At 71.4% G+C, this 24845-nt stretch carries 24 protein-coding genes; 18 read left to right on the top strand and 6 right to left on the bottom strand.

Features of this window, described 5'->3' with window-relative positions; genetic code table 11:
* Position 1 precedes the first annotated feature (1 nt).
* Genes steA through HALOF300_RS23160 form a run of 7 tightly spaced genes read left to right on the top strand, consistent with a single transcriptional unit; the run spans position 2 to position 8275 of the window.
* Positions 2-1189: a putative cytokinetic ring protein SteA gene (steA, locus tag HALOF300_RS23190; protein ID WP_156743255.1), complete on the top strand. Its 1188-nt coding sequence runs from the start codon at positions 2-4 to the stop codon at positions 1187-1189.
* Positions 1190-1246: 57 nt separating this feature from the next.
* Entirely contained in the window at positions 1247-2314 is a 1068-nt protein-coding gene (locus HALOF300_RS23185) for a copper transporter (protein WP_197522789.1), read from the top strand.
* Positions 2311-3174: a hypothetical protein gene (locus HALOF300_RS23180; RefSeq protein WP_156743253.1), complete on the top strand. Its 864-nt coding sequence runs from the start codon at positions 2311-2313 to the stop codon at positions 3172-3174. Before HALOF300_RS23185 ends, HALOF300_RS23180 begins: the two co-directional genes overlap by 4 nt.
* Positions 3171-4781, top strand: coding sequence for a murein biosynthesis integral membrane protein MurJ (gene murJ, locus HALOF300_RS23175; RefSeq protein WP_197522788.1), 1611 nt, complete (start codon positions 3171-3173; stop codon positions 4779-4781). The genes HALOF300_RS23180 and murJ overlap by 4 nt, the downstream gene beginning before the upstream one ends.
* Positions 4774-5886: a glycosyltransferase family 4 protein gene (locus tag HALOF300_RS23170; protein WP_156743252.1), complete on the top strand. Its 1113-nt coding sequence runs from the start codon at positions 4774-4776 to the stop codon at positions 5884-5886. The genes murJ and HALOF300_RS23170 overlap by 8 nt, the downstream gene beginning before the upstream one ends.
* 9 nt (positions 5887-5895) lie before the next feature.
* Complete coding sequence (locus HALOF300_RS23165) at positions 5896-7608, top strand: CTP synthase (RefSeq protein ID WP_269455324.1); 1713 nt, start codon at positions 5896-5898, stop codon at positions 7606-7608.
* Positions 7601-8275 (top strand): NUDIX domain-containing protein, encoded by a 675-nt coding sequence (locus HALOF300_RS23160; protein ID WP_156743251.1) that lies wholly within the window; start codon positions 7601-7603, stop codon positions 8273-8275. Before HALOF300_RS23165 ends, HALOF300_RS23160 begins: the two co-directional genes overlap by 8 nt.
* Here HALOF300_RS23160 and HALOF300_RS23155 read toward each other — a convergent pair.
* From HALOF300_RS23155 to HALOF300_RS23145, 3 genes are read right to left on the bottom strand one after another with little or no spacing between them, the layout of a single operon-like run.
* A complete protein-coding gene (locus HALOF300_RS23155; protein ID WP_156743250.1) occupies positions 8201-9205 on the bottom strand; it encodes a COX15/CtaA family protein in 1005 nt (334 codons plus the stop codon). The genes HALOF300_RS23160 and HALOF300_RS23155 overlap by 75 nt on opposite strands.
* Positions 9206-9227: 22 nt before the next feature.
* Positions 9228-9983 (bottom strand): ABC transporter permease, encoded by a 756-nt coding sequence (locus HALOF300_RS23150; RefSeq protein WP_156743249.1) that lies wholly within the window; start codon positions 9981-9983, stop codon positions 9228-9230.
* Positions 9980-10903: an ABC transporter ATP-binding protein gene (locus HALOF300_RS23145; RefSeq protein ID WP_156743248.1), complete on the bottom strand. Its 924-nt coding sequence runs from the start codon at positions 10901-10903 to the stop codon at positions 9980-9982. Before HALOF300_RS23145 ends, HALOF300_RS23150 begins: the two co-directional genes overlap by 4 nt.
* Before the next feature lie 272 nt (positions 10904-11175).
* Here HALOF300_RS23145 and HALOF300_RS23140 point away from each other — a divergent pair, with 272 nt between their 5' ends.
* Genes HALOF300_RS23140 through HALOF300_RS23105 form a run of 8 tightly spaced genes read left to right on the top strand, consistent with a single transcriptional unit; the run spans position 11176 to position 17876 of the window.
* Positions 11176-11874: a helix-turn-helix transcriptional regulator gene (locus tag HALOF300_RS23140; RefSeq protein ID WP_156743247.1), complete on the top strand. Its 699-nt coding sequence runs from the start codon at positions 11176-11178 to the stop codon at positions 11872-11874.
* Positions 11871-13316 carry a Fe-S cluster assembly protein SufB gene (gene sufB / locus HALOF300_RS23135; RefSeq protein WP_154793760.1) on the top strand — a complete coding sequence of 482 codons (1446 nt, stop codon included), beginning with the start codon at positions 11871-11873 and terminating at the stop codon, positions 13314-13316. The genes HALOF300_RS23140 and sufB overlap by 4 nt, the downstream gene beginning before the upstream one ends.
* Positions 13316-14599, top strand: coding sequence for a Fe-S cluster assembly protein SufD (gene sufD / locus HALOF300_RS23130; protein ID WP_156743246.1), 1284 nt, complete (start codon positions 13316-13318; stop codon positions 14597-14599). The genes sufB and sufD overlap by 1 nt, the downstream gene beginning before the upstream one ends.
* A complete protein-coding gene (locus HALOF300_RS23125) occupies positions 14596-14949 on the top strand; it encodes a non-heme iron oxygenase ferredoxin subunit (RefSeq protein WP_156743245.1) in 354 nt (117 codons plus the stop codon). Before sufD ends, HALOF300_RS23125 begins: the two co-directional genes overlap by 4 nt.
* An 18-nt stretch (positions 14950-14967) precedes the next feature.
* Positions 14968-15726, top strand: a complete 759-nt coding sequence (sufC, locus tag HALOF300_RS23120; protein WP_154793763.1) for a Fe-S cluster assembly ATPase SufC — start codon at positions 14968-14970, stop codon at positions 15724-15726.
* Positions 15727-15752: 26 nt separating this feature from the next.
* A complete protein-coding gene (locus HALOF300_RS23115) occupies positions 15753-17057 on the top strand; it encodes a cysteine desulfurase (RefSeq protein WP_156743244.1) in 1305 nt (434 codons plus the stop codon).
* A complete protein-coding gene (sufU, locus tag HALOF300_RS23110; RefSeq protein ID WP_231955711.1) occupies positions 17050-17547 on the top strand; it encodes a Fe-S cluster assembly sulfur transfer protein SufU in 498 nt (165 codons plus the stop codon). Before HALOF300_RS23115 ends, sufU begins: the two co-directional genes overlap by 8 nt.
* Positions 17544-17876, top strand: coding sequence for a metal-sulfur cluster assembly factor (locus HALOF300_RS23105; RefSeq protein ID WP_154793765.1), 333 nt, complete (start codon positions 17544-17546; stop codon positions 17874-17876). Before sufU ends, HALOF300_RS23105 begins: the two co-directional genes overlap by 4 nt.
* On the opposite strand, the gene ypfJ is transcribed toward HALOF300_RS23105, so the two are convergent.
* Both ypfJ and HALOF300_RS23095 read right to left on the bottom strand, forming a co-directional pair.
* Positions 17877-18758: a KPN_02809 family neutral zinc metallopeptidase gene (ypfJ, locus tag HALOF300_RS23100; protein ID WP_156743243.1), complete on the bottom strand. Its 882-nt coding sequence runs from the start codon at positions 18756-18758 to the stop codon at positions 17877-17879.
* Positions 18759-18811: 53 nt separating this feature from the next.
* On the bottom strand, positions 18812-19765 hold the full coding sequence (locus HALOF300_RS23095) for a GNAT family N-acetyltransferase (RefSeq protein ID WP_156743242.1): 954 nt from the start codon (positions 19763-19765) through the stop codon (positions 18812-18814).
* A 117-nt stretch (positions 19766-19882) separates the two neighbouring features.
* Between HALOF300_RS23095 and HALOF300_RS23090 the strand changes: the two genes are divergently transcribed.
* A complete protein-coding gene (locus HALOF300_RS23090; RefSeq protein ID WP_156743241.1) occupies positions 19883-21481 on the top strand; it encodes an ABC-F family ATP-binding cassette domain-containing protein in 1599 nt (532 codons plus the stop codon).
* Between the two features lie 19 nt (positions 21482-21500).
* On the opposite strand, the gene HALOF300_RS23085 is transcribed toward HALOF300_RS23090, so the two are convergent.
* On the bottom strand, positions 21501-22370 hold the full coding sequence (locus tag HALOF300_RS23085) for a LysR family transcriptional regulator (protein WP_156743240.1): 870 nt from the start codon (positions 22368-22370) through the stop codon (positions 21501-21503).
* 119 nt (positions 22371-22489) lie between these two features.
* On the opposite strand from HALOF300_RS23085, the gene HALOF300_RS23080 reads away from it, so the two are divergent.
* Positions 22490-23446: a 5-dehydro-4-deoxyglucarate dehydratase gene (locus HALOF300_RS23080; RefSeq protein WP_156743239.1), complete on the top strand. Its 957-nt coding sequence runs from the start codon at positions 22490-22492 to the stop codon at positions 23444-23446.
* Between the two features lie 62 nt (positions 23447-23508).
* Entirely contained in the window at positions 23509-24810 is a 1302-nt protein-coding gene (locus HALOF300_RS23075) for an enolase C-terminal domain-like protein (RefSeq protein ID WP_156743268.1), read from the top strand.
* Positions 24811-24845 lie beyond the last annotated feature (35 nt).

Below are 24845 nucleotides of genomic sequence, written 5' to 3'. Positions count from 1 at the left end.
GATGAGATCCCTGCTCCGACGTCGATCGAGTGACGCCAACGCGCCCTCCGATGCGCTCCACCATGTCCGCGTGGACCCGCGTACCAAGTCGTTGACGAAGCGCCTGCGGGCGGGCGAGGTCGCCGTCATCGACCACGAGGACATCGACCGGGTCTCCGCGGAGGCGCTGGTCGCGGTGAAGCCGACCGCGGTGCTGAACGCCGCGAAGTCCACCTCCGGGCGTTATCCGAACCTCGGCCCGCAGATCCTCGTCGACGCGGGAATCCCGCTGATCGACGACCTCGGCCCGGACGTGATGACCCTCAAGGAGGGCACCACCGTCCGGATCGACGGTGGCACCGTCTTCGACGCGGCCGGCTCGGTGGTTGCCGAGGGCACCCGCCAGGACGATGCGAGCGTCGCGGCCGCGATGGAGGACGCCCGGGCGGGCCTGTCGGTACAGCTCGAGGCGTTCGCCGCGAACACCATGGACTACATGAAGCGGGAGCGAGAGCTCCTGCTCGACGGCGTCGGCGTGCCGAGGATCACCACCAAGATCGAGGGCCGGCACGTGCTGATCGTGGTCCGCGGGTACTCCTACAAGGAGGACCTGGCCATGCTGCGCTCGTACGTGCGCGAGTACCGGCCGATCCTGATCGGTGTGGACGGCGGCGCCGACGCGATCATCGAGGACGGGCTCAAACCCGACCTGATCGTCGGGGACATGGACTCCGTCTCGGACAAGACCCTGCGCAGCGGTGCCGAGGTGGTGGTGCACGCCTACCGCGACGGTCGCGCACCCGGACTGGAACGCGTGGAGCAGCTCGACGTTCCCCACGTGGTGTTCCCGGCCACGGGCACGTCCGAGGACATCGCGATGCTCCTCGCCGACGACAAGGGTGCCGCGCTGATCGTGGCCGTCGGCACCCACGAGACCCTCGTGGAGTTCCTCGACAAGGGACGCTCCGGGATGGCCTCGACATTCCTGACCCGGCTGCGGGTCGGCGGGAAGCTCATCGACGCCAAGGGTGTCTCCCGCCTGTACCGGCACCGCATCTCCAACTGGCAGGTCACCGGCCTGATCCTGGCCGGCCTAGCGGCACTGATCGCCGCGCTGGCCTCCACGCCGGCCGGCCAGGCGTTCTTCGGGATCCTGCTGGCCCGGTTCGATGACATCTGGTCCTGGATCCGGGGCCTGTTCGGCGGCTAGCTCGCCGTCCCGACGCCCCACCTGCCCCGGCCTGAGACCGAGAAGGAAAACCCACACGTGATCGACTTCCGCTACCACATCGTCTCCCTGATCTCGGTGTTCCTCGCGCTCGCCGTCGGCATCGTGCTCGGCGCCGGGCCGCTGCGCGACTACATCGCCGACGAGCTGACCGGTCAGGTGGAGCTGCTGCGCGAGGAGAAGGAGGCGCTGCGCGCCGAGCTCGATGTTGCCGAGGTGAACCTGCAGCGTCGCTCGGAGTTCATCTCCGCGTCCGCCCCGGCCCTGCTCGGCGGCGTCCTCGAGGACCGGTCCGTGGCCGTCGTGGAGCTGCCGGGCGCGAACCCGGAGGTGACGGAGGCCGTGATGACCCGCCTGGAGCAGTCCGACGCCACCGTGACCGCCCGGGTGGCGGTCAATGAGCGCTGGGCCGACCCCACCGAGCGCGCGTTCCGCTCCGGGATCGCCCAGAGCCTGGTCGGTTACCTGAACCCCGCGCCCGCCGCCGACGCCAGCACCGAGACCATCCTCGGTCAGGCGTTGGGCCAGGCCCTGACGCTGCGGGACCCGGCGAACCTCGAAGCCCGGTCCGCCGAGGCCGAGAACCTCTACGAACTCCTGATCAGCAGCGAGCTGATCACCGAGGTGGGCGCGCCGACCGCGCCAGCGTACGCCACCGTCGTGATCGCGCCGGAGCTGGTCGAGGAACCGGCCGACGAAGCGGCGGTCACCGAGCTGGCCGAGGCCAATGTCGTCTACACCGGCCTCGCCGTGGATCTGGCCGGTGCCGGCGAGGCATCCGTGCTGGCCGGTGGGGACGCGTTCCAGGGTGACCTGGTCCGGGCCGTTCGCGCCGACGAGGCGGCCGCCTCGGTCGTGACCACGGTGGACGGCGTCGGCACCATCACCGGGCAGGTGACCGTGCCGCTCGCGGTTGCCGCGACCACGGGTGGAGCCCCCGCGAGCTATGGCTTCGCCGAGGGCGTCACCGCGGTCATCCCGGAGCCGACGACCCTGACCCCGCCCGACCCGGCGACGTTCGCCCCGGGCCCCGTGGACGCCCCGGCCGGCTCAGACGACACCGGCGACACTGAGCCGACCGACGACGCCACGGACGGCGAGGGATGAGCCGGCTGGCCGCGGCGCTCCTCGGCGGCGGCCTGACCCTGGCCGCGTCCGTCGTGCTGCGGGAGGCCACCCCGGGCGGCGCGGCGCGTTGGCAGCGCAGCAACTACCGCGGCAACACGGTCAGCCTGCTCGGTGGTGTGGCCACCGCCCAGGGGGCCGTCGGGGCAGCGCTGGGCGCCGGCGGGCGGGCCGGTGCTGCCGGCGCCCTCGCCGCCGCCGTGGGTGGTGCCCTCGGGGCTGTCGACGACCTCGACCCCGGCGCACCCGCCTCCAAGGGCTTGCGCGGGCACCTCGGCGCCCTCGCCCGGGGTGAGGTGACCACCGGCGCCATCAAGCTCCTCGGCATCGGCGCGTCGGCCGTGGTCGCCGCCGCCATCGGCACCCGGATGGGTGAGCGCGCCGCTACCGACCCGGGCGAGACCGGCACGGCCGTCCGCGCGGCGGCCGGCCGCGGACTCGATGTGCTCACCTCGGGCGCCCTCGTGGCGGGCACCGCGAACCTCATCAACCTGTTCGACCTGCGTCCCGGCCGTGGCCTGAAGGCCGCGGGCGCGCTCGCCGCACCGCTGGCCCTCACGGGCGGGCCGGGCGCCCCGCTCGCTACCGGCGCGCTCGCCGTGATCGTGGCCTCCTGGTCCGGCGACCTCGCCGAGCGGACCATGATGGGCGACACCGGCGCGAACGCGCTCGGTGCCCTGGTGGGCACCGCGTTCGCGCTGCACCCGAGTAGGCGCGTTCGCGGGATCGGCCTCGGTGCCGTGGTGGCGGCAACGCTGCTGAGCGAGCGGGTCAGCTTCTCCAAGGTCATCGAGGAGACCCCGGTGCTGCGCCGGGTGGACGGTTGGGGCCGGACGGCGTGAGCTCACGCCGCCTGCTCGGTGGCGTCGCCGGTGCGGCGACCATGATCGCCGTCCTCACCGTGGCGTCCCGCCTGGTCGGCTTCGGCCGCTGGTGGGTGCAGGCCAAGACCGTCGGTGCGACCGCCGTCGGCAACGCCTACGCCACCGCGAACACTGTCCCGAACGTGCTGTACGAGGTGGTCGCGGGCGGCGCGCTCGCCGGCGCCGTCATCCCGCTGCTCGCGGCACCGCTGGCCCGGAAGATCCAGGCCGACGTGGACCGGATCTCCTCGGCGCTGCTCACCTGGGCGATGCTCGCGCTGATCCCGATCGCGCTCGCGCTGACCCTGCTGGCCCGGCCGATCGCCGAGGCACTGCCGCAGTCGGTCGGGGGGAACCCCGCCGCTCAGGAGGACCTGACCACCTTCTTCCTGATCGTCTTCGCACCGCAGGTCGTGTTGTACGGCATCGGAGTGGTGCTGACCGGCGTCCTGCAGGCGCACCGGCGCTTCCTGGCACCGGCGCTGGCGCCGCTGGTGTCCTCGACTGTCGTCATCCTCAGCTACGTCGCGTTCGGCGCGCTCGCGGACGGGATGCAGGACCAGCCGGGCCAGCTCTCGGACGCCGCACTGGCCTGGCTTGCCTGGGGCACCACTGCGGGGGTCGCGGTGCTGTCCCTGCCGCTGCTGATCCCGGTCCGCCGTTGTGGGGTCCGCCTGCGCCCGACCCTGCGGTTCCCGCCCGGGGTGGCCCGCCGGGCCGGCGCCCTCGCGCTCGCCGGCATCGGTTCCCTCGTGGCGCAGCAGGTCAGCGTCCTGGCCGTCGTGCTGCTGGCCCGCAAGGGCGGCGCGGAGGGCACCATCAACGTGTTCCAGTGGACCCAGGCGGTCTATCTGCTGCCGTACGCGGTGCTCGCTATCCCGCTCGCCACCGCCGTGTTCCCTCGCCTCGCCGAGCTCGCCTCGAACGGGCACCGGGACCAGTTCGCCCGCACCGCCGACGGGTCGACGCGGGCGGTGCTGGCCGTCTCGATGCTGGGCATGGCTGCCCTGCTGGCCGTGGCCCCGGCGGCGGAGGCCGTCTTCGCGCTCGGCAACGACACCGCCGGGATGACGTTGGCGCTGACGCTCATGGCACCCGGCGTGGTCGGCCTGGCGATGATCTTCCACGTCGGCCGGGCCCTGTTCGCGCTCGACCGCCAGCGGGTGGCCGTGGCAGCGACCGCGGGCGGGTGGCTCGTGGTGACCGTCGCCTGCGCCGTCGGTGTGCGGGTGGTGGCGCCCGACGGCGGAGCACCCGCGGCGACGCTGGCCGTACTTGGCCTTGGGCACAGCATCGGGATGACCGTGGCCGGCCTGGCCCTGCTTGTCGCGTTCGCGCGGGCCCTGCCCGGCTCCGTGACGCGGGCGACCGCTCGGACGGTACTGGTCTGCGGTGGTGGTGCCGTGGTCGGCTCGTTGGTGGGCCGGTGGGCCACCGACGCGGTCCTCGACCTCGCCGGGCGCTCCGGCCTCGCCGCCGTGATGGCCGGCCTGCTGGGCGCCATCCTCGCCGCGGCGGCAGTGTGTGGTGCGGTGTTCGCCGCGGACCGTGACATCCTGAGCATCCTGAGGAGGACCCGTGCCTGAGCTTCGGATCGTGCAACTCACCGGCTCCAGCGACGGTGGGGTCGGTCGCCACGCCCGGGAGCTGGCGGAGCATCTCGCCCGCGAGCACCGGGTGATCCTGGCCGGACCGCCGGGCGTGATCGACGCCGCCGCCGACGGGGTGCACACCCAGCAGGTGACGATCGCCGACCGGCCCCGGATGTCCGATGCGAACGCCGTCGCCCGGATCCGCAGCATCGCCCGGCGCGCGGACGTGGTGCACGCGCACGGCCTGCGGGCCGGCGCACTCGCGGCGCTTGCCCTGACTCCTGCCGGGCACGGCCCGGATCGGACCGCGCTCGTGGTCACGCTGCACAACGCACCGGTGGGTGGCGTTGGGATGCGCACAGTGGCCGCGGGCCTGGAACGGCTCATCTTCGCCCGCGCAGACGCCGTCCTCGGCGTCAGCGGCGACCTCGTCGAACATGCCCGCCAGCTGGGGGCCAAGAACCCCGAGCGTGCCCTCGTGCCGGCGCCGGTACGCGTCACCGGGTCGGCGGGGCAGGGCGGCGCGACGCCGTTGGATGCCTCCGGGCGGCGTCACCTCGGCATCTCGCCCGAGCACCGGATGGTGCTGACGGCCGCCCGGCTCGCTCCGCAGAAGGGCCTCGGCCTGCTCGCCGATGCCGCCGCGCTGCTCGCCGCCCGGGCCCCCGATGCCCGCTGGCTGGTGGCCGGTTCGGGTCCGCTGCTGGACGAGCTGGCCGATCAGGTGCTCGGGGAGGACCTGCCCGTGATCCTGCTCGGGTGGCGCGACGACCTGTCCACCCTGATGGCCACCGCGGACGTGGTGGTGAGCACCAGCGCGTGGGAGGGGCAGCCGCTGAACCTCCAGGAGGCCCTCGCCGCGGGCGCACCGATCGTCGCGACCGACGTGGGCGGCACCGCCGAGGTCACCGGCGACGCGGCGGAGCTCGTGCCCTTCCCGGACGCCGACGCCATGGCGGCCCGGATCGCCGCCGTCCTGTCCGATCCGGATCGCCAGCAGTCGATGCGTGCGGCCTCGCTGGCCCGGGCCGCCGGGCTGCCGACGGCGGCCGACTCGCTCGCTCAGGTGCTCAGGATCTACACAACGGTGATAGCGTAAAAGTCCGTGGTGAACTCTTCGGACCGGTACGCCGGCAACCTGGCCAACATCCCGCGTCATATCTTCGTGACGGGCGGTGTCGCCTCCTCGCTCGGGAAGGGTCTGACCGCCTCGAGCCTCGGTCATCTGCTCCGCGCGCGTGGGCTGCGGGTGACCATGCAGAAGCTCGACCCGTACATCAATGTGGACCCGGGCACGATGAACCCGTTCCAGCATGGTGAGGTGTTCGTCACAGAGGACGGCGCCGAGACGGACCTGGACATCGGCCACTACGAGCGCTTCCTCGACGTCAACCTGAACGCCGGGGCCAACGTCACCACGGGCGTCGTCTACTCCACGGTGATCGCCAAGGAGCGTCGCGGGGAGTACCTCGGGGACACGGTCCAGGTGATCCCGCACATCACCGACGAGATCAAGCTCCGGATGCGCGCCCAGGCCACCCCCGCGGCCGGCGAGCAGGCACCGGACGTCATCATCACCGAGATCGGTGGCACGGTCGGCGACATCGAGTCCCAGCCGTTCCTCGAGGCGGCGCGCCAGGTCCGCCAGGACATCGGCCGCGACAACGTTTTCTTCGTGCACGTCTCGCTGGTGCCGTACCTGGCCCCGAGCGGTGAGCTCAAGACCAAGCCCACCCAGCACTCCGTGGCCGCGCTGCGCAGCATCGGTATCCAGCCGGACGCGATCGTGTGCCGCGCCGACCGGGACATCCCCGAGTCCGTGAAGGGCAAGATCGCCGCGATGTGTGACGTGGACCGCGAGGCCGTGATCACGTGCGTCGATGCCCCGAGCATCTACGACATCCCCAAGGTGTTGCACAGCGAGGGCCTGGACGCCTACGTGGTCCGCCGCCTGTCGATCCCGTTCCGGGACGTCGAGTGGGACTCCTGGCACGGTCTGCTCGACCGGGTGCACCACCCGGCCGACGAGGTCGAGGTGGCCCTGGTCGGCAAGTACATCGACCTGCCGGACGCCTACCTGTCCGTCACCGAGGCGCTGCGCGCCGGTGGCTTCCACGAGAACAGCCGGGTCAACATCCGCTGGGTCGCCTCCGACGACTGCGCCACGGAAGCGGGCGCCCGCAAGGCCCTCGCCGACGTCGACGCCGTGCTCATCCCCGGTGGTTTCGGCGTCCGTGGCATCGAGGGCAAGCTCGGGGCACTGCGATGGGCCCGGGAGCAGCAGGTGCCCACCCTCGGCATCTGCCTCGGTCTGCAGTGCATGGTCATCGAGTACGCCCGCAACGTCCTCGGCCTCGAGCAGGCGTCCTCCACCGAGTTCGACCCGCAGACCCCGGACCCGGTGGTCGCGACCATGGAGGAACAGCTCGCGATCGTCGACGGCGAGGGAGACCTGGGCGGCACCATGCGCCTCGGCAGCTACGAGGCGGTGCTCACCCCCGGTTCCGTGGTAGCAGAGACCTACGGTGCGGAGCACGTCTCCGAGCGGCACCGGCACCGCTACGAGGTGAACAACTCCTACCGCGACGTGCTCGCCGAGGCCGGACTGCAGATCAGTGGCCGGTCGCCGGACTCCTCGCTGGTGGAGTTCGTCGAACTCGGCCGCGAGCAGCACCCGTACTACGTCGCAACCCAGGCGCACCCGGAGTTCAAGTCCCGGCCGACCCGCGCCCACCCACTGTTCGTGGGGCTGATCGCGGCCGCGCTCGGCCGCCAGCGCGAGACCCGCCTCCTCGAGGTGGAACCGGCGCGCAATGCCTGACGGCGGCCCCGTGCCGGATGCTGTGCCGTCTGTGCCGGACACCGCGCCGATCGAGGGTCCGATCGCCGACGAGCGTGTTGACCTGCGCGTCACGGACGCCCGCACCATCCACGCCGGCTACGTGTTCGACATCGTCGCCGAGACGGTCGACCTCGGCGCGGCCGGAACCGTGCACCGGGAGTTCATGAAACACCCCGGCGCCGTGGCCGTTGTGGCTCTCGACGACGCTGAGCGGGTGCTGCTCCTACGCCAGTACCGGCACCCGGTCCGGTCCTACCTGTGGGAGGTCCCGGCGGGACTGCTCGACGTGGCGGACGAGCCGCTCGTGGACGCCGCCGCCCGGGAGCTGGCCGAGGAGGCGGACCTGCGCGCCGGCCGCTGGGACACGCTCGTGGACTACTACACGAGCCCCGGCGGCTCCGACGAGGCCCTGCGGATCTTCCTCGCCCGCGACCTCGGTGAGATTCCCGACGGCGACCGGTTCACCCGCGAGGGCGAGGAGGCCGGGATCCAGTTGCGCTGGGTGCCGCTCGCCGACGCCGTCGCCATGGTCATGGCCGGGGACCTGCACAACCCGAGTGCGGTCGCCGGGCTACTGGCCCTGCAGGCGGCCCGCGCCACCGGCCTGAGCGGGCTCCGGCCCGCCGACGCCCCCTGGGTGCGCTGAGCGGACCCGCAGGCCGAACACCGCGACCGTCGTCGCGACGATCAGCAGCGCCGAGCCCACCAGGTGCATGCCCACCGCGAGCTCGGGCAACCCGTTGAAGTACTGGTAGTAGCCGATGCCCCCCTGCAGGGCCGTCACCGCGACCAGCACCCAGCCACGCCGACGCGCCGTGACCAGCGCCGCTGCGCCGTCGGGCAGGTCGGCCTGCGGCCGGGCCCGGTACAGAGCCACCAGCAGCAGCGCCAGCACGCTCACGAACACCCACACGGTGCCGGAGTGGAGCCTTGTGACCAGCAACGGGTCGACGGCGAACCGGTAGCCGACCTCGTCGTCGCCCGAGTGCGGGCCGGCGCCGGTGACGACGACCCCGAGGACGACCACGAGGCCCGCCAGCACGGCGAGCACCCGGCCCAGCACCCGCACCGCGGGTGCCACCACGGATACCGGCGCCCCGTCGCCCTCGCGCCAACGCAGCAACAACACGGTGGACACCCAGACCAGGGCCGCCGAGAGCAGGAAGTGTGAGCCCACGATCACCGGGTGCAGCTCGATCAGTACCGTGATGCCACCGACGACGGCCTGGACGAGCACCCCGATCAGCGGGACCAGTGCGAGCCGGCGGAAGCCCCGGTCCCGCACCGGCGTGACGCCCGCGCGCTCCTGGGTGAACACGAGCAGCACCACGGCTGCGGAGATGGCCACCAGCACGCCGGACATGGTCCGGTTCCCGAACTCCACGAACGGGTGGTAGGTGGCAGCCTCGTGGAACACGGGCGCGAACTGGCCCGGCTCGCACTGCGGCCAGGTGGAGCAGCCGAGGCCGGAACCGGTCAGGCGCACCGCACCGCCGGTGCCGATGATGAGGATCTGGCCGATCAGGTTCGCCACGATCGCGGCGCCGGTGAGCTTGGTGTGGGTTACGGGGGACACATGCCTACCGTAATCGCCCCGCTCACTCCCACTTGAACCAGCGCACCGTGGCTGCTATGAAGACCGCTGTCCAGGCGGCGAGCACGGCGAGCGCGATCCACGTGGCGCCCGACGGACCGGGGCCGAGCGCGGTCCGCATGGCCTCGCCGAGCGCACCGGAGGGCAGGAACCGGGTGGGGCCGGCGGCCGGGAGCAGGATGCCCCCGCCGACCACGAGGAGCAACCAGAGCAGGTTCGCCCCGGCCAGGACCGCCTCGGCGCGCAGCGTGCCGGCGAGCAGCAGGGCCAGGGCGGTGAACGCGCCGGTGCCGAGCACGACGGCGAGCAGCGCCGCGGCGATCCCGGCCGGGTTCGGCTGCCAACCGAGCGCGAGCGCGAGACCGCCGAGGATCACGACCTGGACGGCCTCCATCGCGAACACGCCGAGCACTTTGCCGCCGAGCAGCCCGGTGCGTCCGAGCGGAGTGGTGGCGAGCAGGCGCAGCGCGCCGGCCCGCCGGTCGAACCCGGTGGAGATCGCCTGGGACGTGAACGCGGTGGACATCACGGCCAACGCGAGGACTCCCGGGGCAGCGACGTCGATGACCGGGGCGCCGCCGGTGTCCAAGCGGATCAGGTCGGTACGCACGAGCACGAGGAGCATCAGTGCCGGCAAAATCAGGGTGAGCAGAAGCTGCTCACCGTTGCGGATCAGGTTGCGCATCTCGAAGCCGCCATGTGCCAGGACCCGGCGCGGCCACGGCGCGCCGCCGGCGTGGGGTTGCCGCGTGAGCGTCATCGCAGGCTCCGTCCGGTCAGGTCGAGGAAGACGTCCTCGAGGGTGCGTGCGCCACCCTCGAGCTCGAGCTCGAGCTCGAGGGTGAGGCCGTGGGCCTCGGCGAGCTGTGCGAGCGCGGTCCGCGCGGCCGGGGTCAGCGGACCGGACAGGCGGGCGGCGTGCGGGGTGGGTGGCGCCGCGGACCCGACGGAGCCGTCCGGGGCCTCGAGGCTTGGCGCCGACATGGCCGCCGGGACCCCGACCGACTCGGTCAGCTCGGCAACCGTGCCCTGCGCCAACACGGCGCCGTGGTCGATGATCGCGACGTGATCGGCGAGCCGGGCGGCCTCGTCCATCAGGTGCGTGCTCAGGATGACGCTCACGCCGTCGGCCCGCAGAGCCTCGATCAGGTCCCAGACCACCAGGCGCGCCTGCGGGTCGAGCCCGGCGCTCGGCTCGTCCAGGAACACCAGGTCGGGCCGGCCGACCAGGGCGATGGCCAGGGCCAGGCGCTGGCGCTGTCCCCCGGACAGGCGCCGCACCGACGTGCGCGCGAACGCGTCCAGGCCGAGGAGGTCGACGAGCTCGTCGACGGCCCGGGGCGCGGCGTACATGCGGGAGACGTGCCGCAGCAGCTCCAGCGGGCGCGCCATGATCGGCAGGCCGCCGTCCTGGACCATCACGCCGACCCGCGGCCGCAGCTCGGCCGCGTCCCGCCGGGGATCGAGGCCGAGGACCCGCACCAGCCCGCCGTCGGCGTTCTGCAGGCCCTCGCAGATCTCCATCAGCGTCGTCTTGCCAGCACCGTTCGGGCCGAGGATCGCGGTGACGGCGCCGCGGCGGGCCGACAGGGACAGGGACCGCAGGGCGTGAGTGTCGCCGAAGGACTTCGTGACGCCGTCGAGTTCGAGACACCAGTGATCGGTGCCGGGTGCGAGCATCCCGTCAGCGTAGTGCGGATGTCTCAGGCGCCCGCATTGTGGCGTGTCTCTCATTTCTCGCATGCTGGACGCACCGTTTCGGGACCTGACCTGCTTCCGGTGGCGTCCTCAAGCGGCTTGCTGGCGCCGGTCCGAGCGGGTCGGGCGGCCGGATCGGGGCGGCGCGAGCGCCGCGATAAGGCTTGCCTTGCTTGCCTGGAAGCATTTGGGCAACGAAACTGTTGAGTAATTCGAGGGCCGTGGTATGCCCATCGACGCCAGGAGGTGAGCACGTGACGACCGCACCGGTAGAGGACACCGAGTCCAGCACCCGCGAACGGGTCCTCGCGCTCATCGTGGAACTCGGCCCGGTCACGGCCGCGGTGCTCGCGGAGCGCCTCGACCTGACGTCCGCCGCGATCCGCCGGCACCTCTCGGCGCTCGACTCCGACGGTCAGATCGCCGAGCGTGAGGACACCACGCACGCGCCCCGTGGACGCGGGCGGCCCGCCAAGCAGTACATTGCCACCGCCGCGGCGCACAGCCACCTCGGGCAGGCCTACGCGGACCTCGCCGTGCACGCACTCGAGCACCTCAACCGGGTCCTCGGGCCGGGTGCCGTCGACGGCTTCGCCGAGGAGCGCTCGACGGAGTTGCGGGAGCGGTACGCCGCCGCCGTGGACGCCGCCGGGCCGGACCTGCCGGCCCGGACCGCAGCCCTCGCGGAGGCGCTCAGCAAGGATGGCTACGCTGCCACCTCGCGTCCGATCGGGAACGACCTGGCCGTGCAGCTGTGCCAGGGTCACTGCCCGGTGCAGGAGATCGCGACCCAGTTCCCCCAGCTGTGTGAGGCGGAGACGCGTGCGTTCTCCGACCTCCTCGGCGTCCATGTCCAGCGGCTCGCCACCCTCGCCGGCGGCGAGCATGTGTGCACGACCCATATCCCGGTGACGATCCAGACCCGTGCGGAAGGAAAGAGAACACACCCATGACGACACCGACCGAGACCACCCCGAAGACAGAACCGATGACGCAGGACGAGACGATCGCGTCCATCGGTAACTACAACTACGGCTGGCACGACGCCGACGACGCCGGTCTGAACGCCACCCGGGGACTCTCGGAAGACGTGGTCCGCAACATCTCGCACCTCAAGAACGAGTCGGAGTGGATGCTCAAGACCCGGCTCAAGGCGCTGCGGCTGTTCGACAAGAAGCCCATGCCGAACTGGGGCGCCGACCTCACCGGGATCGATTTCGACAACATCAAGTACTTCGTGCGGTCGACCGAGAAGCAGGCGCAGAGCTGGGAGGATCTCCCCGAGGAGATCAAGAACACCTACGACAAGCTCGGCATCCCGGAGGCGGAGAAGCAGCGCCTCGTCGCCGGCGTCGCTGCCCAGTACGAGTCCGAGGTGGTCTACCACCAGATCAACGAGGAGCTCGAGCGTCAGGGTGTGCTGTTCCTGGACACCGACACCGCGTTGCGCGAGCACCCTGAGATCTTCGAGGAGTACTTCGGCACCGTGATCCCCTCCGGGGACAACAAGTTCGCGGCGCTCAACACCGCGGTCTGGTCCGGCGGGTCGTTCGTGTACGTGCCCCCGGGGGTGCACGTGGAGATCCCGCTGCAGGCCTACTTCCGGATCAACACCGAGAACATGGGTCAGTTCGAGCGGACCCTGATCATCGCCGACGAGGGCTCCTACGTGCACTACGTGGAGGGCTGCACCGCGCCGATCTACTCCTCCGACTCGCTGCACTCGGCGGTCGTGGAGATCATCGTCAAGAAGAACGCACGGGTGCGCTACACGACGATCCAGAACTGGTCGAACAACGTGTACAACCTCGTCACCAAGAGGGCGACGGCGGCCGAGGGCGCCACCATGGAGTGGATCGACGGGAACATCGGGTCCAAGGTCACCATGAAGTACCCGGCCGTCTACCTGACCGGTGAGCACGCCCGCGGCGAGACCCTCTCCATCGCGTTCGCCGGCGAGGGCCAGCACCAGGACACCGGCTCCAAGATGGTCCACATGGCACCGCACACCTCCTCCTCCATCGTCTCCAAGTCGGTGGCCAGGGGCGGCGGGCGCGCGTCCTACCGCGGCCTGGTCCAGGTGCTCGACGGCGCCGAGGGCTCCAAGTCCAACGTGCTCTGCGACGCGTTACTGGTGGACACCGAGTCCCGCTCGGACACCTACCCGTATGTGGACGTGCGCGAGGACGACGTCGAGATGGGCCACGAGGCCACGGTCTCCAAGGTGAGCGCCGAGCAGCTGTTCTACCTGATGTCCCGCGGCCTCGCGGAGACCGAGGCGATGGCGATGATCGTCCGTGGCTTCGTGGAGCCGATCGCCCGCGAGCTCCCGATGGAGTACGCGCTCGAACTGAACCGACTGATCGAACTGCAGATGGAAGGGGCCGTCGGCTGATGTCGACCACCACAACTGAGACCACCAGCAACGCCGGACTGAGTACCGACCACTCCCGGGCGGTCGCCGACGGCGCCCACACCCATGGTCAGGGGACCGTCCCGGAGAGCTCCCGGGGCGACCGCGCGACCTCCTTCGCGCTCGCCGACTTCCCGCTGCCCACAGGCCGCGAGGAGGACTGGCGGTTCTCCCCGGTCGGCCGGTTCCAGGGCCTCTTCGGTGGTGTCCTGACCGGGGCCGCCCCGCAGGTCGAGATCACCGGGGACCCGGCCGTCACGATCGAGCGCGTGGGTCACGACGACCCGCGTCTCGGCGCCGCCGGCGCCCCCGGGGACCGGCTCGCCGCGACCGCGTGGGAGTCCTTCGCGGAGGCACTGGTGATCACCGTGCCGGCCAACCACGTCACGACCGGCGAGACCCTCGTCACCATCACTGGGACCGACACCACGCCCGCCGCCCAGCACGTCCTGATCGTCGCCGAGTCCCTCAGCGAGGGAGTCGTGGTGCTCGACCACCGCGGCAGCGCCGAGCTCGCGCAGACCGTCGAGATCCAGGTCCAGGACGGCGCCTCGCTGCGCGTCGTCTCGGTCCAGGACTGGGACGCCGGCGCCGTGCACGCGTCGAGCCACCGCGCCGTGATCGGCCGGGACGCGACCCTGCGGCACGTGGTCATCACCCTCGGCGGGGACGTCGTCCGGATCACCCCGGAGGCCGCGTTCACCGCCCCCGGTGGCGAGGTCGAGATGAACGGCCTGTACTTCGCCGACGCCGGTCAGCATCAGGAGCACCGCCTCTTCGTGGACCACGCCGTGCCGAACTGCCGGTCCCGGGTGACCTACAAGGGCGCCCTCCAGGGCGACGGTGCGCACTCGGTCTGGATCGGCGACGTGCTGATCCGCAAGGAGGCCGAGGGCACCGACACCTACGAGCTGAACCGCAACCTCGTGCTCACCGACGGCGCCCGCGCCGACTCCGTGCCGAACCTGGAGATCGAGACCGGTGAGATCGAGGGCGCCGGGCACGCGTCCGCGACCGGCCGGTTCGACGACGAGCAGCTGTTCTACCTGCGCTCGCGCGGCATCCCCGAGGCGGCCGCCCGTCGCCTGGTGGTGCGCGGCTTCTTCGCCGAGATGATCTCCAAGATCGGCGTGCAGTCCGTGCAGGACCGCCTCCTCGCCGCGATCGACGCCGAGCTGGACATCGTCATGGGCCAGCTCATCGGCACCGATGACCTCGACGAGGCGGATGTGATCGCCGCCGTGGAGAGCGGAGTGGTGAAGTGAGCGCGCAGGTGGTGGCCGCCCGTGACGACCTCGAGCTGGGGGAGACCCTCAGGCTCGAGCTCGACGGCGCGGACGGCTCGCTCGTGGAGGTGGCCCTGGTCCGGGCCGAGGACGGCGAGTACTACGCCATCAACGACATCTGCTCGCACGGGCAGGTCTCGCTCTCCGAGGGAGAGGTGGACGGCACCACCGTCGAGTGCTGGCTGCACGGCTCCACCTTCGACCTGCGCACCGGCAAGCCCCTGTCCCTCCCGGCCACCCGGCCGGTCCCCGTGTATCCGGTGAGTTATGACGGCGACAACGTCCTGGTGGACGTGGACGCCCCGCTCGCCGCCCACCAGAACGTCTGAGAAGAAAGAGAACCGCACATGTCGACACTTGAGATCCGCGACCTGCACGTCAGCGTCGAGACCCCGGAGGGCGCCAAGCAGATCCTGCGCGGCGTCGACCTCTCCGTGAGCAGCGGGCAGACGCACGCCATCATGGGTCCGAACGGCTCCGGCAAGTCCACCCTCGCCTACTCCATCGCCGGGCACCCCAAGTACGAGGTCACCTCCGGTGAGGTTCTCCTCGACGGCGAGGACGTCCTGGCCATGACCGTGGACGAGCGCGCCCGCGCCGGCCTGTTCCTCGCCATGCAGTACCCGGTGGAGGTCGCCGGTGTGACTGTCTCGAACTTCCTGCGGACCGCGAAGACCGCGATCGACGGCAAGGCCCCCGCGCTGCGCCAGTGGGTTGGCGACGTCCGCACCGCCATGGAGAACCTGCGCATGGACCCGGTGTTCGCCGAGCGCAACGTGAACGAGGGGTTCTCCGGTGGCGAGAAGAAGCGCCACGAGATCCTCCAGATGGAGTTGCTCTCCCCGAAGTTCGCGGTGCTGGACGAGACCGACTCCGGTCTCGACGTCGACGCCCTGCGGATCGTCTCCGAGGGCGTCAACCGGGTGAAGTCCACCACGGACGTGGGCGTGCTGCTGATCACCCACTACACGCGCATCCTGAACTACATCACCCCCGACTTCGTGCACGTCTTCGTCGACGGCAGGGTGGCCGAGCAGGGCGGCCCGGAGCTGGCCGAGCGGCTCGAGGCCGAGGGGTACGACCGCTACCTCGTCGGCACCAACTGACCCTCACCACGATCGAGGAGTACCGGATGACCACCACGGCCGCGGCGTCGCTCACGGCGACGGAGTTGATCGCGATCCGCGAGGACTTCCCGCTGCTGGAACGCACGGTCCGCGGGGGTCGCCCGCTCGTCTATCTCGACTCCGCGGCCACGTCGCAGAAGCCCGATTGCGTCACCGACGCAGAGCAGGACTTCTACCTGCGCCGCAACGCCGCCGTGCACCGTGGCGCGCACCAACTCGCGGAGGAGGCGACCGCGGCCTACGAGAACGCACGGGCCGCCGTCGCCGGCCTGGTGGGCGTCGACGCCGGTGAGATCGTCTGGACCAAGAACGCGACCGAGGCGATCAACCTCGTCGCGTACGCGATGTCCAACGCGACGCTCGGGCGGGGCGGCGAGGCTGCGGCCGCACTGCGGCTCGGTCCGGGCGACGAGATCGTGGTCACCGAGGCCGAGCACCACGCGAACCTGGTGCCCTGGCAGGAGTTGTGCGCCCGCACCGGCGCAACCCTGCGCTGGCTCGGTGTCACCGACGAGGGCCGGATCGACACCGACACCCTCGGCGTGATCAACGAGCGCACCCGGGTGGTGGCGTTCGCGCACGCCTCGAACGTGACCGGCGCGATCGCACCGGTGACGGCGATCGTGGCCGCCGCCCACGCCGTCGGGGCCCTGGTGGTGCTGGACGCCTGTCAGAGCGTGCCGCACCTGCCCGTGGACCTGCGCGCCCTGGACGTGGACTTCGCTGCGTTCTCCGGCCACAAGATGCTCGGACCCACCGGCATCGGCGTCCTCTACGGCCGCGCCGACCTGCTCGCCGCCATGCCGCCGTTCCTGACCGGGGGATCGATGGTCGAGGTGGTCACCATGGAATCGACCACCTACGCCCCGCCGCCGCAGCGGTTCGAGGCCGGCACCCAGATGGTCGCGCAGACCGTCGGTCTGAACGCCGCCGCGGACTACCTGGCCGAGCTCGGCATGTCCGCCGTGGCCGCCCACGAGGCCGTGCTGACCGAACACCTGGTCCGCGGCGTCACCGGGATCGACGGCGTGCGCGTACTCGGGCCGGCGGACGCCACCGACCGCCTCGGTGTCGTCGCGTTCGACGTGGCCGGTGTGCACCCGCACGACGTCGGTCAGGTCCTCGACGACGCCGGCATCGCGATCCGGGTGGGACACCACTGCGCACAGCCGGTGCACCGCCGGCTCGGGGTGCACGCGTCGGCGCGCGCGTCCGTGGGCATCTACACGACGCATGCCGAGATCGACGTGTTCCTCGAGCACCTGGCCGGTGTCCGCTCGTTCTTCGGAATGGGAGGCAGCCGTGGCTGACGCGATGGAGCAGCTCTACCAGCAGGTGATCCTCGACCACGCCCGCGAGAAGCACGGCTACGGCCTCGAGCAGGGCGCGGCGGGGGAGTCGTTCCAGGTCAACCCCACCTGCGGTGACGAGGTGCGCCTGCGCGTCCACCTCGCCGATGGCACCGCCGCCCCGGTCATCGAACGGGTCAGCTGGGAGGGTCTTGGCTGCTCGATCTCGCAGGCGTCCCTGTCCGTGCTCAGCGACCTGGTCGCCGGCGCCGACGTGGCCCGCGCCGACGAACTCACGGAGACCTTCCGCGCCCTGATGTCGGGCCGTGGACAGCCGCTGGACGCCGACCGCGAGGAACTGCTCGGCGACGCCGGTGCCTTCGTGGGCGTGGCGAAGTACCCGGCCCGGATCAAGTGCGCTCTGCTGGGCTGGATGGCCCTGCGGGACGCCCTCGCGCACGCCCTCACCACCGAACCGTCCACCGTGGCACCGGATCAGGAGAAGTCATGAGCACCGAAGCAACCAGCGCGGTCCCGAACGCGGCAGACGTCGAGGAGGCGCTCCGCGACGTCATCGACCCCGAACTCGGCATCAATGTCGTGGACCTGGGTCTGATCTACGGGATCACCCTTGACCAGAACAACGTGGCCATGATCGACATGACGCTCACCTCCGCGGCCTGCCCGCTGACCGACGTCATCGAGGAGCAGGCCGCCCAGGCGCTGGAAGGCATCACCGCCGGTCAGCGCATCAACTGGGTGTGGATGCCGCCGTGGGGTCCGGACAAGATCACCGAGGACGGCCGTCAGCAGTTGCGGGCGCTCGGCTTCAACGTCTGATCAGAGCGCCGCGCCGTCCACCGCGAACGTGTCGCACGCGTTCGGACCGGAGTCGTAGCCGGCGGTGAACCACCGCTGGCGCTGCTCCGAGGACCCGTGGGTCCAGGACTCGGGGTGTGCCTGACCGCCCTGCTGGGTCTGGATGTGGTCGTCACCGACCGACGCCGCCGCATCCAGCGCGGAGGCGAGCTGGTCGGGCGTGAACGGTTCCAGGAACCTGTTGCCGTCTCTGTCCAGGGTGTTCACGGCGTCCGCCGCCCACGCGCCGGCCAGGCAGTCCGCCTGCAGCTCCAGCCGCACCGCGTCCGACGTCGGACCGGTGTCGGAGGTGTCCACCTGTCCCATGATTCCGGACAGGTTCTGGATGTGGTGGCCCCACTCGTGCGCCACCACGTACAGCTCCGCGAGCGGCCCGCCCTCGGCGCCCAACTGCGTCGTCATCACCTGGAAGAACGTCGGGTCCAGGTAGATGCCCTGGTCCGGTGGGCAGTAGAACGGCCCGACGGCGCTGCTCGCCTGGCCGCAGCCGGTGCTGGTCCCGTCCGTGAACAGTTCCATGCCGGGGGAGGCGTACGCGCCGCCGCTGATCTGGGGGTAGGCGTCCGCCCAGTAGTCGTCGAGGGAGTTGTACGCGCCGACCATCCGGCACTCCACGTCCTCGTTCGCGGCCGCCCCCGTGGTGCAGTGCTCGAGCCCCGTGTCGTTCTCGCCGGCGGTGGCGCCGTCGTCGCCCGGGGCGAGTCCGGTCAGGTCCACGCCGAGCAACTGGGAGAGCAGGAAGAGCACGAGCACGGTGCCGCCGCCCACGGCCACACCGGTGCCGGTGCGGCGGCGTCGCCGGACCCGGGACGGGTCCAGCTTCGCGTCCTCGTTGAACGTCATGGGCAAACGCTAGCGCCGAACCGCCGCGGCTACCCGTCGAGCGTCGGCGCCGGTCAGGCCGGGGTCGCGGCGATCTCCGTCTCGGCCCCGATGGTTGCCGATCCGGCGTTCAGGAGCCCTGTGACGACCGCGGCGAGCGGCTCCATGGCGTCGTCGACCTCCACCTGGACCGGGTACCGGGCGGCCAGCATCGCGAGCAGGTTGTGCACCGCCCCGCGGGCCCGGGCCGGATCGAGATCCGTGTCGTAGCCGAGCAGCACCTCGGTCGGGGCGTCCTGCGGCTCCGCGGTGTCAGTGACGGGTGGGTCGTAGCTCACCGCGAAGGACAGGATCCGGCCGCCGGCATCCTTGGGCCGATCCCGGAGTACGACGGCGCCGCGGGCCCCGGTGGCCGGGGCGAGCAGGTGGTCCTGCGCGCGCCCGAGCGTCATCTCGGACCGGTCCCAGGATGCGTGCACCGCGTCGTAGAACGCGGCGACCACCTTGGTCAGCTCGACCGAGCCGGTGGCCAGATCCTCCAGGGTCGGGCCGGTCGGTCCGAACGGCGGGACCGCCAACGACTCCGGGGAGATCACCACGAGTCGGGAGCGCTGGATCGGGACGAGTCCGATCGACGCGGCGAACGGTGCCGCGGCGAAGTCCTCGGAAGCGCCATCCTGCGTCACGGGGTAGCGGGTCCGCAGGCCGCTGGTGCCCGACGGCGGGACCTCCTCCCTCAGGGCGCCCACCAGGGCGGTGCCCACGCCTTGCCTCCGGTTCCCGGGCACCACCTCGGCGTACAGCCAGAGCCGGTCCGGGTGCAGGCTGCTCTCCGAGACCGCCGCGGCCCCGACGACCGCGCCGTCGGCCTCGGCGACGACGGTGCGCCGCCACGGCCGCTGCGTGGCCGGCCCGAGCAGTGCCCGGCTGAGCGCAGACTGTGGTGAACCGGCCGGTCCGAGCGCGTCGGCGACCGTCACCTCGTCGCCGTCGCGCCAGTCGCGCAGCGAGAGTGTCGGTTCGCTCACATCTACCTCCTCGGATCGGCCGCTGGAGCGGCGGAAGCCGCCCGCCGGACCCTGCCACGGTACTGGGTTCGAGGTCTGCCGGTAATCTGCTGGTCGCCGATCGGTAGACTGGTGCCAGTGATCATCGCGCAGGACGTCGAACTCCGCATCGGGGTTCGCCAGCTACTCAGCGGGGCAAACTTCCGCATCGACTCGGGTGACCGGATCGGCCTCGTGGGCCGCAACGGCGCCGGGAAGACCACGTTGACGAAGACCCTGGCCGGGGAGGGGCAACCCACCGGAGGCACGATCACCCGGACCGGTGAGGTGGGCTACCTCCCGCAGGACCCACGGACCGGTGACCTGGACATGCTCGCCCGGGACCGAGTGCTCTCCGCGCGCAACCTGGACGAGGTGGTGCGCCGGATCCGCAAGGCCGAGCTGGACATGGCCAGCGAGGACGACGCCATCCGGGAGAAGGCGATGAACCGCTACACCCGGCTGGACGAGGAGTTCACGGCGCAGGGCGGTTGGGCCGCGGAGAGCGAGGCAGCCAGGATCACCTCGAACCTGGGCCTGCAGACCGGGGTGCTCGCGCAACCGTTGGGCACGCTCTCAGGTGGTCAGCGCCGCCGGGTGGAGTTGGCACGGATCCTGTTCTCCGACTCCGAGACGCTGCTCCTGGACGAGCCTACGAACCACCTGGACGCGGACTCCATCGCCTGGTTGCGGGAGTTCCTCGCGTCCTATTCCGGCGGATTCATCGTGATCAGCCACGCGACCGACCTGCTCCGCGCCACCGTGAACAAGGTGTTCCACCTGGACGCCAACCGGAGCGAGCTGGACGTCTACAACCTGGGCTGGGACGCGTACCTCGAACAGCGGGAGACCGACGAACGGCGCCGCAAGCGCGAGCGCGCGAACGCCGAGAAGAAGGCCTCCACCCTGATGGTGCAGGCGGACAAGATGCGCGCCAAGGCCACCAAGGCGGTCGCCGCCCAGAACATGGCCCGTCGGGCCGAACGGATGCTCTCGGGCCTGGACGAGGTCCGCACCAAGGACCGGGTGGCGAAGTTGCGCTTCCCCGACCCCGCCCCGTGCGGGCGCACCCCGTTGCGCGCCGCGGGCCTCTCCAAGACCTACGGGTCGCAAGAGGTCTTCACCGACGTGGACCTGGCGATCGACCGCGGCAGCAAGGTGGTGGTGCTGGGCCTGAACGGTGCCGGGAAGACCACCCTGCTGCGGATCCTGGCCGGGGTGGAGGCCTCCGACACCGGGGAGGTGCAGCCCGGGCACGGGCTGAAGGTCGGTTACTACGCGCAGGAGCACGAGACCCTCGACACCGAGCGCACCGTGGTGGAGAACCTGCGCTCGGCGGCGCCGGACATGAACGACACCCAGGTCCGCAGCGTGCTCGGATCGTTCCTGTTCTCCGGCGACGACGCGGACAAGCCCGCTCGGGTGCTCTCCGGCGGGGAGAAGACCCGTCTTGCGCTCGCGGTGCTGGTGGTGTCCTCGGCGAACGTGCTGCTGCTGGACGAGCCCACGAACAACCTCGACCCGGCCAGCCGCGAGGAGATCCTCGGCGCGCTGCGCACGTTCACCGGTGCCGTGGTGCTGGTGACACACGACGAGGGTGCCGTGGTGGCTCTCGAGCCGGAGCGGGTGCTCCTGCTGCCCGACGGCGACGAGGACCACTGGAACGACGGTTACGTCGAGCTGGTCTCGCTGGCCTGAGCGGGGTCGGGGCGGGCGCTCAGATGAACGTCAGCGCCCGCGCCAGCGCGGGGTTGTCGTTGTCGGAGCGCCAGACGCAGTGCACCTGCACCGCGTGCTCGGGCATGTCCGAGACCTCGAGGTAGGTCACCGATGGTAGCTGCAGGGTGACCACCGACGACGGCACCAGCGCCACCCCGAGTCCCGCACCGACGAGCGCGAGCACGCTGTTCACCTGCGCGACGTGCTGGACGTAGCGCGGGGTGAGGTTCGCGTCCCGGAACACCCCCGCCACCGTCTCGTAGAGGTAGCGGGCCTGCGCCGGGGCGTAGGTGACCAGTGGGTGCGCGGCCACGTCCGCGAGAGTCGGGCGCAGACCCGTGAGCGGATGACCCGTCGGAACCGCCAGGACCATGGACTCGCTGGCGACCGGGCGCGCGGTGAGGGGTTCGGTCCGGGCGGGGTCGCGGGCCAGTCCGACGTCGATCTCGCCGGCGAGCAGCGCCTCGACCTGCTCACCCGTGACCATCTCGGTGAGGATCAGGTCGACGTCCGGCAGCTGCGCGGCGAGCGTGCTCGCCCAGGGGCCGAGCACGGTCATCGCAGAGACGGCCGTGAAGGCGATCCGCACGGTGCCGGTGGTCCCGTCGGCGGCGCTCCGGGCGCGCAGTCGCGCCGACTCCGCCCGGGCCAGGAGCCGGCGTGCCTCGTCCAGGAAGACCCGGCCGGCCGGGGTCGGGCGCGCGCCCCGGTGGTGGCGCACGAGGAGCTCGACGCCGACGTCCCGCTCGAGCTTGCGCACCTGTCGGCTCAGTGGGGGCTGCGTCATCCGCAGGCGGTCGGCTGCGCCCGCGAAACTGCCCTCCTCGGCGACGGCGACGAAGCCCACGAGCTGATCGAGCGTGTACATCCCCGTACTCCTCATCCAGGTATGCCCTTTGTGTATCGCACGATACTTCATCGGACTTGGACGGGTATGGCTCGGGCGGCGTAGGTTCGACCCGACGGCCTACCTCTCGGAGCGCAGAAATGAACACCTCCCGTTTCTCCCCGGCGGAGCTGCGGACCCGACTCGGATCCGGATTGCTCTCCTTCCCGGTCACGCACACGGCGCCGGACCTGACCTTCGACGAGGACGGTTACCGCGAGCACGTCGCCTGGCAGGCAGGCTTCGGCCCGGCGGGCCTGTTCGCGGCCGGTGGCACTGGGGAGATCTTCGCGCTGACCCCGGACGAGGTGCACCGGGTCGTGCGGGCCGCCGTCGCGTCGGCACCGGAGGAACTGCCCATCGTCGCGCCGGCGGCGTACGGCACCGCACAGGCCGTGGCGATGGCGGTGGACGCGGAGGCCGCGGGTGCCGACGGGATCCTGTTGTTCCCGCCGTACCTCGTCCAGGTGAGCGAGGCAGGTCTGGTCGCGCACGTGCGCGCCGTGTGTGCCGCGACGTCGCTCGGCGTCATCGTGTACCACCGGGCCAACGCCCGCTTCACCGCCGCAGCCGTGGCCTCGCTCGCGCAGACGTGTCCCAACTTCATCGGCTTCAAGGACGGCGTCGGCGACGTGGACCTGATGACCCGGTTGTGCCACGGCACCGAGGACCTGCTCCTCATCGGGGGCCTTCCGACGGCCGAGGTGTACGCCCTCCCGTACCTCGAGCTCGGGGTACGCACCTACTCCTCGGCCATGTTCAACTTCATCCCGGAGTTCGCGCTCGACTTCCACCGAGCGGTCCTCGCCCGTGACCGCGCGGAGGTGGACCGGCGGCTGCGGGAGTTCGTGCTGCCATACCTCGACATCCGCGACCGGAGCGAGGGCTACGCGGTCTCCATCGTCAAGGCGGGCATGACCGCGGTCGGGCGCACTGCGGGTCCGGTGCGCGGCCCACTGATGGACCTCGAACCGGACGACCTGGCGGACCTCGCTGCGCTCATCGAGCGTGCCGTGCACCCCGATGAGGCGCGGACCGCGGCCGCGGTGAGCCGGTGACCGGCGTGGAGTCGGTGCCCACGCCGTCGGGCCACGGCAGTGCCTCGCCCGCGATCACGCACATGCGGGTGGTTCCCGTGGCCGGCCGGGACAGCATGCTGCTGAACCTCTCCGGAGCGCACGGGCCGTACTTCACCCGCAACATCGTCGTGCTCACCGACTCCGACGGACGTACCGGTGTCGGCGAGGTGCCCGGTGGGCAGCAGATCACTCGGGTCCTCGAGGACTCGGTCGGCCTGGTCGTGGGCCGCCCGGTGGCCCGCTACCACTCGGTGCTGCGCGACATCCGGGCCCGGTTCGCGCAGCTGGACGCCGGTGGTCGTGGTGCCCAGACGTTCGACCTGCGCGTTGCCGTCCATGCCGTCACGGCCGTGGAGGCCGCCCTGCTGGATCTGCTCGGCCAGTTCCTCGAGGTGCCCGTTGCCGCGCTCCTCGGTGAGGGCCAGCAACGCGACCGGGTACCCGTGCTGGGCTATCTCTTCTTCGTCGGTGACCGGGCCCGCACGGACCTGGCCTATGCGGGCGGCACCGACGCCGATGACGACTGGCTACGGCTGCGTCACGAGGAGGCCATGACGCCCGACGCCGTGGTGGCGCTGGCGAAGGCGGCGCAGGCCAGGTACGGCTTCAGCGACTTCAAGCTCAAGGGTGGCGTCCTGCCCGGGGACGAGGAGGCGGACGTCGTGACCGCCCTGGCGCGCGAATTCCCACAGGCGCGGATCACGATCGACCCCAACGGCGGTTGGCTCCTGGACGACGCGGTCCGCCTCGGCCGCCGGCTGCGCGACGTCCTGGCCTACGCGGAGGACCCGTGCGGGGCGGAGGACGGCTACTCGGGCCGCGAGACCATGGCCGAGTTCCGTCGCGCGACGGGCCTGCGCACCGCCACGAACATGGTCGCCACCGACTGGCGCCAGTTCGGCCATGCGGTGCGCGCCTCCTGCGTCGACATCCCGCTGGCGGACCCGCACTTCTGGACAATGAACGGCTCGGTGCGGGTGGCCCAGATCTGTGATGCCTGGGGTCTGACCTGGGGCTCGCACTCCAACAACCACTTCGACATCTCGCTCGCCATGTTCACCCAGGTAGCGGCGGCGGCGCCGGGTGAGATCACCGCCATCGACACCCACTGGATCTGGCAGGACGGGCAACACCTCACGTCGAACCCGCTCCGGATCGCCGATGGAGCCATCGCGGTGCCGGACCGTCCGGGGCTCGGCGTCGATCTGGACGTCGACGCGCTGGCCGCGGCCCACGAGCTCTACCTCGCCGAGGGCCTCGGGGCCCGCGACGACGCCGCCGCGATGCGGTACCTCGTCCCGGGATGGACCTTCGACCCGAAGCGTCCGGCGCTGAGCCGCTGACCCCGGCGCATGAGCGGCCCGGTCGCTCCGGATCG

The organism is Occultella aeris (assembly GCF_902703175.1).
Lineage (GTDB): Bacteria > Actinomycetota > Actinomycetes > Actinomycetales > Beutenbergiaceae > Occultella > Occultella aeris.
Note: the sequence above shows the minus strand (reverse complement) of the source record. Positions and strands in the feature narration are given on the sequence as shown.

Coding starts and splice junctions, on each gene's coding strand:
- HALOF300_RS23085 (WP_156743240.1), bottom strand. CDS start 22,370: ATGTACACGCTCGATCAGCTCGTGGGCTTCGTCGCCGTCGCCGAGGAG.
- HALOF300_RS23180 (WP_156743253.1), top strand. CDS start 2,311: ATGAGCCGGCTGGCCGCGGCGCTCCTCGGCGGCGGCCTGACCCTGGCC.
- HALOF300_RS23150 (WP_156743249.1), bottom strand. CDS start 9,983: ATGACGCTCACGCGGCAACCCCACGCCGGCGGCGCGCCGTGGCCGCGC.
- sufB (WP_154793760.1), top strand. CDS start 11,871: ATGACGACACCGACCGAGACCACCCCGAAGACAGAACCGATGACGCAG.
- steA (WP_156743255.1), top strand. CDS start 2: ATGAGATCCCTGCTCCGACGTCGATCGAGTGACGCCAACGCGCCCTCC.
- ypfJ (WP_156743243.1), bottom strand. CDS start 18,758: ATGACGTTCAACGAGGACGCGAAGCTGGACCCGTCCCGGGTCCGGCGA.
- HALOF300_RS23080 (WP_156743239.1), top strand. CDS start 22,490: ATGAACACCTCCCGTTTCTCCCCGGCGGAGCTGCGGACCCGACTCGGA.
- sufD (WP_156743246.1), top strand. CDS start 13,316: ATGTCGACCACCACAACTGAGACCACCAGCAACGCCGGACTGAGTACC.
- HALOF300_RS23115 (WP_156743244.1), top strand. CDS start 15,753: ATGACCACCACGGCCGCGGCGTCGCTCACGGCGACGGAGTTGATCGCG.
- HALOF300_RS23145 (WP_156743248.1), bottom strand. CDS start 10,903: ATGCTCGCACCCGGCACCGATCACTGGTGTCTCGAACTCGACGGCGTC.
- HALOF300_RS23105 (WP_154793765.1), top strand. CDS start 17,544: ATGAGCACCGAAGCAACCAGCGCGGTCCCGAACGCGGCAGACGTCGAG.
- sufC (WP_154793763.1), top strand. CDS start 14,968: ATGTCGACACTTGAGATCCGCGACCTGCACGTCAGCGTCGAGACCCCG.
- HALOF300_RS23075 (WP_156743268.1), top strand. CDS start 23,509: ATGCGGGTGGTTCCCGTGGCCGGCCGGGACAGCATGCTGCTGAACCTC.
- HALOF300_RS23160 (WP_156743251.1), top strand. CDS start 7,601: ATGCCTGACGGCGGCCCCGTGCCGGATGCTGTGCCGTCTGTGCCGGAC.